Annotated in this window: 10 protein-coding genes; all 10 read right to left on the bottom strand. The window is 54.1% G+C overall.

The genetic code is table 11. The features are described 5' to 3' along the window. Positions 1–119 precede the first annotated feature (119 nt). The 10 genes from AACU55_RS14925 to AACU55_RS14880 all read right to left on the bottom strand — a co-directional run bounded on the left by AACU55_RS14925 (position 120) and on the right by AACU55_RS14880 (position 11,836). A complete protein-coding gene (locus tag AACU55_RS14925; protein WP_013575730.1) occupies positions 120–1,019 on the bottom strand; it encodes a LysR family transcriptional regulator in 900 nt (299 codons plus the stop codon). Between the two features lie 7 nt (positions 1,020–1,026). After that, positions 1,027–1,848, bottom strand: a complete 822-nt coding sequence (locus AACU55_RS14920; RefSeq protein WP_112198744.1) for a M55 family metallopeptidase — start codon at positions 1,846–1,848, stop codon at positions 1,027–1,029. 90 nt (positions 1,849–1,938) lie between these two features. Beyond that, positions 1,939–3,003 (bottom strand): DmpA family aminopeptidase, encoded by a 1,065-nt coding sequence (locus AACU55_RS14915; RefSeq protein WP_134705636.1) that lies wholly within the window; start codon positions 3,001–3,003, stop codon positions 1,939–1,941. A gap of 30 nt (positions 3,004–3,033) precedes the next feature. Continuing rightward, positions 3,034–3,945: an ABC transporter permease subunit gene (locus AACU55_RS14910; protein WP_037034398.1), complete on the bottom strand. Its 912-nt coding sequence runs from the start codon at positions 3,943–3,945 to the stop codon at positions 3,034–3,036. 9 nt (positions 3,946–3,954) lie between these two features. Further along, complete coding sequence (locus AACU55_RS14905) at positions 3,955–4,875, bottom strand: ABC transporter permease subunit (RefSeq protein ID WP_037034399.1); 921 nt, start codon at positions 4,873–4,875, stop codon at positions 3,955–3,957. A 141-nt stretch (positions 4,876–5,016) separates the two neighbouring features. Continuing rightward, the gene (locus AACU55_RS14900) at positions 5,017–6,561 is read right to left on the bottom strand and encodes a glutathione ABC transporter substrate-binding protein (RefSeq protein ID WP_134705635.1); all 1,545 of its coding nucleotides are present in this window, start codon (positions 6,559–6,561) and stop codon (positions 5,017–5,019) included. Positions 6,562–6,597: 36 nt separating this feature from the next. Further along, the gene (locus tag AACU55_RS14895; protein WP_134705634.1) at positions 6,598–8,466 is read right to left on the bottom strand and encodes an ABC transporter ATP-binding protein; all 1,869 of its coding nucleotides are present in this window, start codon (positions 8,464–8,466) and stop codon (positions 6,598–6,600) included. A gap of 30 nt (positions 8,467–8,496) precedes the next feature. Beyond that, the gene (dgcA, locus tag AACU55_RS14890) at positions 8,497–9,462 is read right to left on the bottom strand and encodes an N-acetyl-D-Glu racemase DgcA (protein ID WP_134705633.1); all 966 of its coding nucleotides are present in this window, start codon (positions 9,460–9,462) and stop codon (positions 8,497–8,499) included. Continuing rightward, positions 9,462–10,472 carry an N-acetyltransferase DgcN gene (dgcN, locus tag AACU55_RS14885; RefSeq protein WP_037034403.1) on the bottom strand — a complete coding sequence of 337 codons (1,011 nt, stop codon included), beginning with the start codon at positions 10,470–10,472 and terminating at the stop codon, positions 9,462–9,464. Before dgcN ends, dgcA begins: the two co-directional genes overlap by 1 nt. Positions 10,473–10,756: 284 nt before the next feature. Next, complete coding sequence (locus tag AACU55_RS14880) at positions 10,757–11,836, bottom strand: porin (RefSeq protein ID WP_037034404.1); 1,080 nt, start codon at positions 11,834–11,836, stop codon at positions 10,757–10,759. Between the last annotated feature and the right edge of the window lie 715 nt (positions 11,837–12,551).

Below are 12,551 nucleotides of genomic sequence, written 5' to 3'. Positions count from 1 at the left end.
CGGGAGTCCAGAGGGCGCGCGCTTACGCGTCCTCTGGGCCAGTGTGGGCGGCGAGCCCACGACCTTGAATTTGAATTTGAATTTGAATTTGAATTTGAATTTGAATTTGAAATTAAAAACTAAACGGGATCGAAAGGCACTCCTTTCAACTCCCCCACTTTCCGCTTAATCAGTTGTCTGAGCCTGAGCGCCGCCTGCGACGCCGGTTGATCCCGGCGGCTCAGCAAAATCACCTCAAACGGCAGGGGTTCCACTACCGCCACGATCTTCAGTTGATCAACATACCGCCGGGCGGTAAACGTATCCACCACGCCGACACCGCCGCCTGCCAGCACCATGTCGGCGATCACCGAGTAGGTTTTGATAAACAGCGCCGAGTGCGGCATCAGACCGTTTTCGCGCAGGACGCGGTTGAGCACCTGCCCCAGCGGATCCTGCTGCTGCAACATCAGCAGATCGTTTTCACACAGCCACGCCAGCGTTACCGGCCCTTCGACCGGGGAATCTTTGGGCAGGAGCGCGACCATATTGGCCTGATAGATCGACTCAGCAACCAGTTCCTGCGTGGCCTGCTCGCCAAATGCCAGCGCGAAATCCATTTTGTATTGCAGCAAGTCCTGACTCAGCGTGTTGAAATGTCCGGTCACCAGTTCGACGCTGCCGCCGGGCGTCTGACGGCGGAAATCCACCAGCACCGGCGCCATCACGCTGTGTCCGAGGGCGTGTGCCGAACCAATGCGCACATGCTGGCCTTCGCCCTGACGTAACTGTTCCGCCAGCTCACCGATGGCCTGAATATGACTGAATAACGCTTCGACTTCCGGCATTAACCGCCGCCCTTCCGGCGTCACAATCAGCCCCTGCGGTGTACGGTCAAACAGCGTGAAACCCAGTTGCTGCTCAGCGTGATTCAGCACGCGGCTGACATTCGGCTGCGACACGTTCAGCAGGCGCGCCGCGCCGCTGACGCTGCCCGCCTGTAACACGGCCTGAAACACTTCGATGTGGCGTAAGCGCATTGCTGCCCTATTTCTGCGTGGTGGCTAAGTACGAGAAAGCACTTAACAGGCTGATAATATTAGCAACGGTCGGGCTGTGATAACCGACGGTGACGGCATCGAGACGCTCAACGCCGGGGATCAGACAGAATAAATCTGCCAGGACCGGTTTCGCAGTCATCAGTTCAAGATGGTATGGCGCACTGAATCTTCCGGCAGTGAGCGGCGCAGGTTTGCTGACGGCAATGGTCGCCTGTTTACGGATTTTGGCACAGGCAATCGACGGGCTGTCGGATTCGGCGGCATTGGCGGAAATCGCCCGTTTGACGCAGACATATTGCGATTCAGGGTAATAGCGGCGGATCCAGGTTTCGAGGTGATCGTCGCCGGTCACCAGCCATAACGGCACGTTGAGTTCCGCACCGGCAGCGGCGTATAAGTCGCTTTCGCCGACCACGTTGCCGTTGAGTTTAACGCGGTAAAAAGCGCGGCCATTGATGGTGTGCGCCAGTACACCATTTTCGCCTGCGGCAGTGTGATAGCCGACAAACATCAGGCCGTCGTATTGCTGTTGTTGCAGCCCTTCGACCATCGATAAACCACGCGGTTTACCCTGTACCAGCCTGGCTCGCGGATCGATTTTATCGGCGCGCAGGTTTTGCATCATCGCGTGGCTGTCGGCCACCGTCACTTCCATCGCGCCACCGGCAAAAGCGCCGTCGATGGCGGCGTTAACTTCGCCTTCCATCAGTGCACGGGCGGCCTCGTAATCTGAATTCCCCGGGCTGCACTGCTCAGGACGCATGACACCCGCAATACCTTCAATGTCCGCAGAGATAAACACTTTCATCAGTCGTTCCCTTTTTGGTTTGGTTACCAGACGGAGGCTAAACCCACACCCCATCCCAGCCTTCCCCTCGTGAGAGGGGAAGGAGCCAGGCTAGTTCGCCAGATTATCTAATACTTCACTCAACCCCGGCCGGTAATGTCCGTCGAATCCGCAAACGGTTTCAGCACTCAGTAAGGCATCAATAATAGCGTGTTCTGTGGCGTCTGCCGCCAGTGCCAGTAAAGGCTCAAGTTCGGCATCCGGTAATGTGACACCGTCACGTTGCGTCGAAAATGCCAGCGCGATATCCCCTGAGCCATGCCCCCAGTAACTGCCCAGACGCCCTAACCCGGCACCGGCGCGTTTGGCGATACGTCCGAGCTGACGGCTGTCGAGATAGCAATCGCAGGCCATCACAATAATCACCGAACCGGCGTCCACCTGCGGCGCCAGTTGCGGCAGGATTTGGGTGATGGCTTCGCCGGCACGCACGCCGTCAAGCGTCAGGTCAGAGAGTTTGCCGAAGTTCGCCAGCACCAGTACGCCTAATGTTGCGTTTAGCGTTTCGCACCAGCGCGAGGCGGTGCCGATGCCGCCTTTTAAGCCAAAGCTGCTCATGCCACGTCCGGCACCCACGCTGCCACGGGCGAAGGTTTTTGTCGCGCCGTCGAGTGCGGTCAGCGCGTCGTCTTCACTCACCGCCATCGCCTGAATATCATTAAGATAGAAATCATTGCACTCGAGGATAACCGGATTAATGGTGGCATCAGGACGGCCAATCTGCGGGAATTGCTGACAACTGCGTTTCACCAGCGCATTAAATAACGTGCCGGTGGCGAAGGTATTGCTGAGCAGAACCGGCGTTTGCAGTTCGCCCAGTTCCATCACCTGAATCAGCCCCATCGGTTTGCCGAAACCGTTTAACACCGCCACGCCACAGGGCAACGGCTTTTCATACAGATTATCGCCGGGCGGCACAATGGCGGTGACACCGGTCTGCACATCTCCGGCGGCCAGCGTGCTGTGTCCGACAGTCACGCCGGTCACATCAGTCAGTGAATTGGTGGCACCGCACGGGAAGCGCGGGCGGAAAATCTGGCGCGACGTCCGCCAGCGTTGCAGCAAGGCAGACAGCGCCTGCTGCTGAAATTCATCTTCATGTTGTTGCGGATGCATCAGTTTTCCGTTTCAGCTGTTCGGTGACTATTACTTTTTCAGTTTAGGATCCAGCGTGTCACGCAGCGCGTCGCCGAGCAGATTAAATGCCAGAACCGTGAGGAATATCGCCAGCCCCGGGAACACGCTGACGTTCCATTTGCCCGCCATCATCATATTACGGCTCATCGCCAGAATATTGCCCCACTCCGGCACATCCGGTTCCGGCCCCAGACCGATAAAACTCAGGCTGGCTGCGGTCAGGATACTGGTGCCAATACGCATGGTGAAATAGACGATGACGTTTGAGAGCGTGCCCGGCAGGATATGACGCAAAATCACCACCCTGTCCGGCGCGCCGACGCAGCGAACGGCTTCGACATAGGCGCTTTGTTTAATCGATAACGTAGCAGCGCGCACGATGCGGGCAAACACCGGCACGCTGAATACCGCGACCGCGATGATCACGTTGTTCAGCCCCGGACCGAGAATAGCCACGACTGCAATGGCCAGCAACATGCCCGGAAAAGCGAACAGCACGTCGGAGCCGCGCATGATCAGCATATCCAGCCAGCGGCCGTAATATCCGGCCAGCAGTCCGAGTAACACACCGGCAATCATGCCGAGCGTGACCGAAAAAATACCGACATAAAGGGAGATACGCGCACCATAGATGATGCGGCTGAGGACATCTCTTCCCAAGTCGTCGGTGCCGAACCAGTGTTCTGGTGTCGGACCGACACCGAGTGCCATCCAGTCTGGTGTCATCGGGTCAAAAGGTGCCAGCCACGGCGCGAACACCGCAACAAGCACCAGCAGCAGAATGAATCCGCCTGAGACCAGTGCCATCGGATGACGGATAAAGGTGTGAAAAAAGTCGTACCACGGCGAGCGGATATCATCGTTTTGCGAGGCTACCGCAGCCGCTTGGATATCTCCCGGAGGAGAGACAGGATCGGTCATGAGCAGCTCCTAACGCAGACGGATAGCAGGATTGACCACCGCGTACAGCAGATCAACCAGCAGGTTTATCAGAATAAATTCAAACACGAACAACATGACCAGTGCCTGAATCACCGGCTGATCCTGCGTTTTGATGGATTCGATCAGTAACCAGCCCAGCCCCGGCCAGCTGAACACGCTTTCGACAATGATCGAGCCACCGAGCAGGAAGCCAAATTGCAGGCCAAGCATGGTGATAATCGGGATCAGCGCATTACGCATGATGTGTTTCCACGTCACCAGACGCGCGCGTAATCCTTTGGCGTTGGCGGTGCGCACATAATCTTCCTGCGCCACGTCGAGAAATGCTGAGCGGGTGAAACGCGCCATGACTGCCGCCACCGAGGAACCCAGGGTGATCGCCGGTAAGATAATGTCAGCGGGCTGATTAAATCCGCTGACGGCAAATATCCCGAACGGCATGGCGACAAACTGGATAAGCAACAATCCGAGCCAGAATGGCGGCATGGAAATGCCGCCGACCGCCATGCTCATCAGCGTCCAGTCCTGCCATTTTCCACGTTTGAGCGCAGACACCACGCCAATCACCAGCCCCAGCACCACTGACCAGGCAAAGCCCGCCAGCGCCAGCAGCAATGTCGGCATAAACCCGCTTTCAATCACACTTAACACCGGCTGACGCGTGCGGTAAGTGGTGCCCAGATCGCCGTGAATCATGCCGTCCAGCCAGTGCCAGTACTGCGCAGGCAGCGGATCATTCAGACCAAGCAGTTGCCGTGCTGACTCAACCGCCTCAATCGGCGCATCCTGACCGGCGTAAATACGCGCAGGGTCACCCGGCAGCAGCTTGATAAAGCCGAAAACCAGTAATGACACCACCAGTAAAACGGGGATCATTTCCAGTATCCGGCGGATAAAATAGGTCAGCATAAAAGTGATTCCCTGAATTCAGTAAACTCCCTCCCCTGCGATGGGGAGGGTTGGGGTGGGGTATTAATGGCAACTCTGAATCTGAAGTTGCCTGCTAAACCCCCTCCCAGCCTCCCCCTTCGCAGGGGGAGGAGCAAAAAATTACTTGAATTGTGCCTGATTAAAAATCAGTGAGCCGTCGGCCAGCATGTAGACGCCGGAAAGGTCTTTGCTCTTACCGACCAGGTTGTCCGGCACGCCGAGATAGGCCACCGGCGCATCTGCCCACAGCAGTTTTTGCGCATCGGCATAGGCGGCTTTACGTTTTTCCACATCAGCCGTTTGCAGACCGGCGGTGATCGCCGCATCAACCTGCTTGTTGCTGTAATAAGAGACGTTATAGGCAGAAGGGATCCAGGATTCGGTGGCAAACAGCGGACGCAACGCCCAGTCTGCATCGCCGGTAGAGGCCGACCATGCGCCGTAGTACATTTCCACTTTGGCATCCGCCGGTTTCGGTGTGCTCCACAGACGCTGGTTAAGCGAACCGGAATCCATCGGCACCAGTTTGACGCGCACGCCGATCAGTGAAAGTTGTTGTTTCAGGAACTGCGCACTGCGGATACGGTCGGTTTTGTTCGAGCTCCACATTTCAACGTCGAAGCCCTTCTCGTAACCGGCTTCTTTCATCAGCGCTTTGGCTTTAGCGATGTTATAGCTGTAATCCGGCGTGGTTTGTTTCTGATAGAACTGAACGTTTTTCGGCAGCGGTGAGGTGGACGGCGAACCCAGACCGGCGAAACCGACTTTCAGCCACAGATTACGGTCAATAGCGTAGTTAATCGCCTGACGGACACGCACGTCAGAGAACTCTTTTTTCTGCGTATTGAAGGCGATGTAATACAGATAGATGCTCGGATCCTGCGCAATATCCAGCTTCGGATCGCTCTTCACGGTATCCACCAGATCGGACGGCAGCGGATACACCGCGTCCACGCCGCCGGACTTCAGTTTCGCCACCTGCGTGGAATCTTCCGGCGTCGGGTAAAGCGTGACGGAATCTACTTTCGGCCAGCCTTTCTGCCAGTAGTTGTCGTATTTCACCAGTTTGACGTCTTTACCCTGCTGCCATTCCACAAACTTAAACGGACCAGTGCCGACCGGATGCACACTCAGATCCTGTTCGTTCGGGTATTGCTTTAACGAAGCCGGGCTGTGCATCACCGCCGACGGGTGCGCCAGGGTGTTGATCATCGCGCCAAACGGTTTGTTGAGGGTGATTTTTACCTGATACGGACTGACCACATCAACGGATTTGATCATGCTGAACAGCGAGTTACGTTTCAGATGATTGGCCGGATTGGCCAGCCGATCCAGGTTGGCTTTTACCGCATCAGCATTGAACGGCGTGCCGTCCTGGAAAGTCACATCGTGGCGAAGATTAACGGTGAATTCGGTCGCATCGCTGTTACTGGTGTAATCCGTCGCCAGCACCGGCACAACGGCCATTTTGCTGTCGAACTGGAACAGGCGTTCAAAAATACCGCTCTGAATGGAATAGCTCAGCGTATCTGTGGTGTCGTGCGGGTCAAAACCGGTCACGTCGGCATACATGGAAATACGCAGATCTTTGGCCTGAGCCGACGCCGCAAAACAAAGCGCCAGTCCGGCGGCAAGCAGGCTTTTACGCACTAAGGTCGAATGCATGGTGTTCTCCTGTGTGTCCCAAAAAAGAATGTTGAGTTATCCCTGTGCAACCCAGTGATGTTCACTGACGCGGGAATATTTGAGTTTTTCTATCTGTACACCCGCCGGATGCACCGGCGATTTCACTTCCACATCATCAAAATTGCGTAAAACACGTTGCGTCGGATCCGCCACCGGTACCGAACTGAGCAGGCGTTGGGTATATGGGTGTTTAGGATTACTAAACACGGCGTCACGCGGGCCAATCTCGACAATCTGTCCGCTGTACATCACCGCCACCCGGTTGGCGATCCGCTCCACCACCGCCATGTCATGCGAAATAAACAGCCAGGCAACGCCGGTATCACGCTGAAGATCCATCATCAGATTAACCACCTGCGCCTGAATCGATACATCCAGCGCCGACACGGCCTCGTCGGCAATAATCACCTGTGGCTGCAATGCCATGGCGCGCGCGATGGCAATACGCTGACGTTGCCCGCCGGAGAATTCGTGCGGATAGCGCCGCGCATGGGAAGGTTCAAGTCCGACGCTTTTCAGCAACTGATTGACCACCGGCGTAGCATCAGCCAGAGACTTTTTCAGGCCATGCAGTAATAAAGGTTCGGCAATGGAAAACCCGACGGTCAGACGCGGATTGAGCGAGGCGTAGGGATCCTGAAACACCATCTGGATCTGACGACGGACAGCCTGAAACGGGGTGTCGCGCATCAGGGTAATTTCTTTACCTTCGAGGTGAATGCTTTCGGATTCGCTGCCCACCAGCCGCAAAATCGCGCGACCGGTAGTGGATTTGCCGCAACCGCTCTCGCCTACCAGTGCCAGCGTTTCGCCCGGCCAGATAGAGAAGTCGATTTGTTCCACGGCGTGGACTTCTTTGGTCACGCGTGACAACACGCCGGAGCGGATCGGGTAACAGACACGCAACCCGCGCACATCGAGCAACGGCGGCGCATCGTAGTTGGCGGTTTTCTGATCGCCATCACCCGCTGAAATGTGAGGATGATCACCTGCAACCGATTGCTTTTCTGGCGAAATATTTTGGCCGGTTTTATCTCTTAACAGCGGGAAGCGGCGCGGCCATTTCAGCCCCTGCATGTCGCCCAGTTTCGGTACGGCGGCCAGCAAGGCGCGGGTATAAGGATGCTGTGCGTTGGCGAAAATTTCCGTCACACTGCCCTGCTCCACCACCTGGCCCTGATACATCACCACCACCCGATCGGCAATTTCCGCCACCACGCCCATGTCATGGGTGATAAACAGAACCGACATATCGGTGCCCTGTTGCAGGTCGCGCAGAATTTGCAGGATACGCGCCTGTACCGTGACATCCAGCGCCGTCGTGGGTTCGTCGGCAATCAGCAGCGCCGGATCGCAGGCCAGCGCCTGCGCAATCATCACGCGCTGACGCATTCCGCCGGAAAGTTCATGCGGATAACATTTCAGGATACGTTCAACGTCAGGAATACGAACCTGTTTCAGCAGCTCGCGGGCTTTGTTCAGCGCCGTGGCTTTATTCGCCATGCCGTGATCCAGCAGCCCTTCGGTAAGCTGATCGCCTACACGCAGCACCGGATTGAGCGAGGTCATCGGCTCCTGAAAAATCATCGACATTTCCTGCCCGCGCAGTTTGCGGCGCGATTCTGCCGACAGCGACGTCAGGGTATGACATTTGCCGTTGCGGCCAAAAAACTCGATACTTCCCGCATCGACGTGCGCCGAATCCGGCAGCAAACCCATGACACTCAGTGAAGTGACGGACTTACCGGATCCGCTTTCGCCCACCACCGCCACCACTTCACCTTTATTAATAGAGAAGGAAACGCCTTTCAGCGCCTGCGTTTTGCCCTGCCGGCCGGAAAATGTCACCGACAAATCGTTAATCTGCAAAATGGGCACTGTCATCAATAAACGCCTCCTTTATAAGTTGAACTGTTAAAGCCAGACTTCACCGTTTTCATAGCGCAATGCCGGTTCAGCGTCCTGCGCCAGCCAGATCGGGCCATCAAGATCGACACGTTCCGCCTGCACCGCTACCGGCAGCGCCGCCTCCATTGCAATGGATGAGCCCAGCATGCAACCGACCATAATGCGCAGATTGAACTGCCGTGCCACATCGGTCATGGCCAGCGCTTCTGTCAGGCCACCACATTTGTCGAGCTTGATATTGACCATCTCGTAACGGTCGCGCAGCCCTGCAATATCCGCACGCTCATGACAGCTTTCGTCGGCGCAGACAGGAACAGGATGCAAACAACGCACCAGATCTTTGTCATTACCGGCAGGAAGGGGTTGTTCGATCATCGCCACGTTGAATTCATGCAGCGCCTGAAACAGGCTGTCGAGATCCAAACCCAGCCAGGATTCGTTAGCGTCCACCACCAGCGTAGCCTGCGGTGCCGTGGCGCGGATGGCGGCCACTTTCTCGATAATCTGCTCGCGGTCGAGTTTGATTTTCAGCAACTTCGCGCCACCGGCAACTGCCACGGCGGCGGCATTGGCCATATTTTCCAGCGAATCCAGACTCAGGGTTTCGGCGGTAATCACCGAAACAGGCTTAGGCATATCAAGCAGTTGCCACAGGTCTTTGCCCTGTTTTGCCGCATCGAGACGCCACATTGCACAATCGAGGGCATTGCGCGCTGAGCCAACCGGCAACGCCTGTTGCAGCGCCTCGCGGCTCAGTCCCTGTTCAACCTGCGGACGGATAAGTTCCAGTTGCTCGCAAACGCTGTGCGGGGATTCCTGATAATGCGCGGTCGGTGTGCATTCCCCGACGGCGGTAAATTCACCGTCCGTCAGGGAAACACGTACCACCGTGACGGCGGTGCGGATACCACGGGAAATCGCAAATGGTTTTGCCAGCGGCAGTTCAACGGACTGGAAAGTCATCTGGATCATCAGGCGTTTTCCTTGATCCATTGCGCGATATTTTTGATACCGAAACGCACCGGATCGGTGGCCGGTACGCCGAATTCTTCGCTGATTTCCGCCAGTGCGATTTTGGCTTCTTCTTCACTGACGGAGGAGGTGTTAAGCGAGAAACCGGCGAGTCTTACGCCAGGACTGGTCAGGCTGGCCGCCGCCAGATTGGTATCGAGACACTGACGCAGCGTGGGCATAAACTGATGTGGCAGATGGCGCATATGCGGACGACCAAGCTCGTGACACATCACTAATAAATGTGCCTGTGCGCCATGAATCAATCCCATGCTGACACCGGCAAAAGACGGGTGATACAGCGAGCCCTGACCTTCAATGATGTCCCAGTGATCGTCATCGTTCGCCGGGGAAAGCGCTTCGACAGCACCGGAAATGAAGTCGGCAATCACCGCATCAATGGCAATACCGGCACCGGCCACCAGCACGCCGGTCTGGCCGGTAGCGCGGAAATCAGCGTTCAAATCCAGCTCACGCATGGCCGCTTCAAGCGCCAGCGAGGTGTACATTTTGCCGACCGAGCAATCTGTGCCGACAGTCAGAATGCGTTTGCCGCTACGTTTCATGCCGGTGCCGGTATCCAGCGCCGGTTGCATGTGGCGCACATCGAACAGTTGCACATTATTTTCAGCGGCCAGCGCAACCAGCTCAGGAATGTCGTTCAGCCCCTGATGCAGACCGTTCGCCACATTCAGACCGGCGCTGATGGCCGCTTTGATCGAATCAATCCAGTGTGCCGGTAATTTACCGCCTGAATTTGCGGTGCCCAGCACCATGGTTTTCGCGCCCTGCGCTTTCGCCGTGGCGATATCCAGATCCGGCAACCCTAAGGACACAGAATCCGTCGCCAGACGAATTTGTCCGACGCAAGCTTCAGGACGCCAGACGTGAATACCGCGCGCTGTTTTTGCCGCCAGCGGATCCATCACATCACCAAGAAATAAAAGATACGGCTTTGGAATTTGCTGCATGTCAGTTTCTCCGGGGTCTATTTTTTTGAATGGGGTTTTAATCAGACTGCAGAGAATATTCCACGGGAGAAAGCGGCTGACGAATACTTGTTTGGGTCTGGGGTATAACCTCAGGCTATAGACTTAGATATATGAATTTATTGTGGTTATTTGAGAAGAGAAACGGGGCGGCATGGGAGGCATTACACGAAATCACAGGTATAAAAAAAGGCAGAGCCAATGAACTCTGCCTTTGCGATTACCTTTTTCAGACACAGAATGGGGTAATAATTTAGTTCACTAACTTAGAAGCGGTAAGTCAGTGCTACAGCAACGATGTCGTCAGAGCTTACGCCCAGTTTGTTGTTGTCATCGATCTGGTTGATCATGTAGTCAACATAGGTGTACATGTTTTTGTTGAAGTAGTAAGTCGCACCGATTTCGAAGTATTTAACCAGGTCCGCATCACCCACACCTTCAACATCTTTCGCTTTAGACTGCACGTAACCGATTGAAGGACGCAGACCGTTTTCGAACTGATACTGCGCAACTAACTCATAACCCTGAGTTTTGTTAGCGTAGCCGCTCGTGGTGCCCACGGTGACTGGCGCCTGGTTACGGGTTTCGTTGTACATCGCTGCCAGATAAATCTGGTGAGCGTCATATTTCAGGCCAGTTGCCCATGCAGAAGCTTTGTCGCCAGCGCCGATTGTGGCGTTGGTTTGTGCGTTAGTACGGTCAGAAGAAGAACCCGCAATAACTGCACCGATGCCGGAACCTGCGATATCTTCATAATCGATGGATGCGCCGTAACCGTCGCCGTTGCCTTTAGACGCTGAACGACCGTCGTTTTCGTTTTTACCCTGGTATTGCAGGGCGATGTTCAGGCCGGTAACCAGACCGAAGAAGTCCTGGTTACGGTAAGTTGCCAGACCACTTGAACGACCCACCATGAAGTTGTCATTGTTAGCAGTATCACCACCAAACTCAGGCAGCATATCGGTGAAGCCCAGTGCGTCGTAAACCACACCGTAGTTACGACCGAAATCGATAGAACCGAAATCTTTCACTTTCAGACCCGCAAAGCCCAGACGGGTTTTATTGCCCAGGTCGCCCTGAGATTCTGCGTGGTTAGCCTGAATGTTATATTCCCACTGGCCATAACCGGTCAGTGTGTCGTTAATTTGAGTTTCGCCTTTAAAGCCCAGACGCGCATAAGTCATGTCGCCGTCAGAACTTTTATCATCGGAGAAATAATGCTTAGCGGTTACACGACCATACAGGTCCAGTTTGTTACCGTCTTTATTATAGATTTCACTCGCGTTTGCGGTAGATCCCACTGCAATTAAAGAGACCGCTAAGGCCAACACACTGCGCTTCATCATTATTTAAGTTTCCTTGATTTTTTATAAAGGAGTTCTCATGCCCGCTTTCTTTTATATATCTGGAATATCGGGCTGTGAGTATTTGTACATGTTTTGAAATACGTCTGTCTGTAAAACGATTCGAACCTTAACACTGAGCACGAAAAGTTAAAATGAAAAAGTTCGCCTCATTAAGTCTTTTTTGCGTAAATAGTTGTAACATAATATTTCTGTTATAAGCCGCTAACCCCCTGATTATATGCGCTTTTAGCATAACGTTTTGCACCACAACGGTGCGGTGCATTTATTTGGTGCAAAACAGGTCTCGCATTGTAAAGTTATTGCAACCGAGATCACCTTTATCAAAAGGTTTTTATCTGTTAACAATCGTTAATGAATTATGGAGGAATTTAGACGCGTTGCATTTAAATGGTGCATAGCAGGGTAATTATCACAAGGGTAAGTTCATTATCACATTAATAGAAAAAGCAGCCATAAGATTTTTGTACTACGCAATTTTTTTAGAATTAGGATTTTCGCTAAAGATATTGAGCAAAATAAAGTCAAATTAAAGGAAATAATAATGACCTGCGTGATTGAATTGAACGAAAGTGAATATTTTTACCTGCCCGAATCGCATCATTTTTATTCAAAACGGGCTTTTACTAAAAAGAAAATATTAAAAGAGAGGGCAGACTTGAGAAGGATAGGGAATTTTTTGGGGAGGCTTTACTTT

The organism is Rahnella sp. CJA17(1/100) (genome assembly GCF_963881615.1).
Lineage (GTDB): Bacteria > Pseudomonadota > Gammaproteobacteria > Enterobacterales > Enterobacteriaceae > Rahnella > Rahnella aceris.
Note: the sequence above shows the minus strand (reverse complement) of the source record. Positions and strands in the feature narration are given on the sequence as shown.

Bases quoted from the DNA above. Each gene is read 5' to 3' on its own strand.
- AACU55_RS14925 (WP_013575730.1), bottom strand. From the start codon at position 1,019: ATGCGCTTACGCCACATCGAAGTGTTTCAGGCCGTGTTACAGGCGGGC.
- AACU55_RS14920 (WP_112198744.1), bottom strand. From the start codon at position 1,848: ATGAAAGTGTTTATCTCTGCGGACATTGAAGGTATTGCGGGTGTCATG.
- AACU55_RS14915 (WP_134705636.1), bottom strand. From the start codon at position 3,003: ATGCATCCGCAACAACATGAAGATGAATTTCAGCAGCAGGCGCTGTCT.
- AACU55_RS14910 (WP_037034398.1), bottom strand. From the start codon at position 3,945: ATGACCGATCCTGTCTCTCCTCCGGGAGATATCCAAGCGGCTGCGGTA.
- AACU55_RS14905 (WP_037034399.1), bottom strand. From the start codon at position 4,875: ATGCTGACCTATTTTATCCGCCGGATACTGGAAATGATCCCCGTTTTA.
- AACU55_RS14900 (WP_134705635.1), bottom strand. From the start codon at position 6,561: ATGCATTCGACCTTAGTGCGTAAAAGCCTGCTTGCCGCCGGACTGGCG.
- AACU55_RS14895 (WP_134705634.1), bottom strand. From the start codon at position 8,466: ATGACAGTGCCCATTTTGCAGATTAACGATTTGTCGGTGACATTTTCC.
- dgcA (WP_134705633.1), bottom strand. From the start codon at position 9,462: ATGATCCAGATGACTTTCCAGTCCGTTGAACTGCCGCTGGCAAAACCA.
- dgcN (WP_037034403.1), bottom strand. From the start codon at position 10,472: ATGCAGCAAATTCCAAAGCCGTATCTTTTATTTCTTGGTGATGTGATG.
- AACU55_RS14880 (WP_037034404.1), bottom strand. From the start codon at position 11,836: ATGATGAAGCGCAGTGTGTTGGCCTTAGCGGTCTCTTTAATTGCAGTG.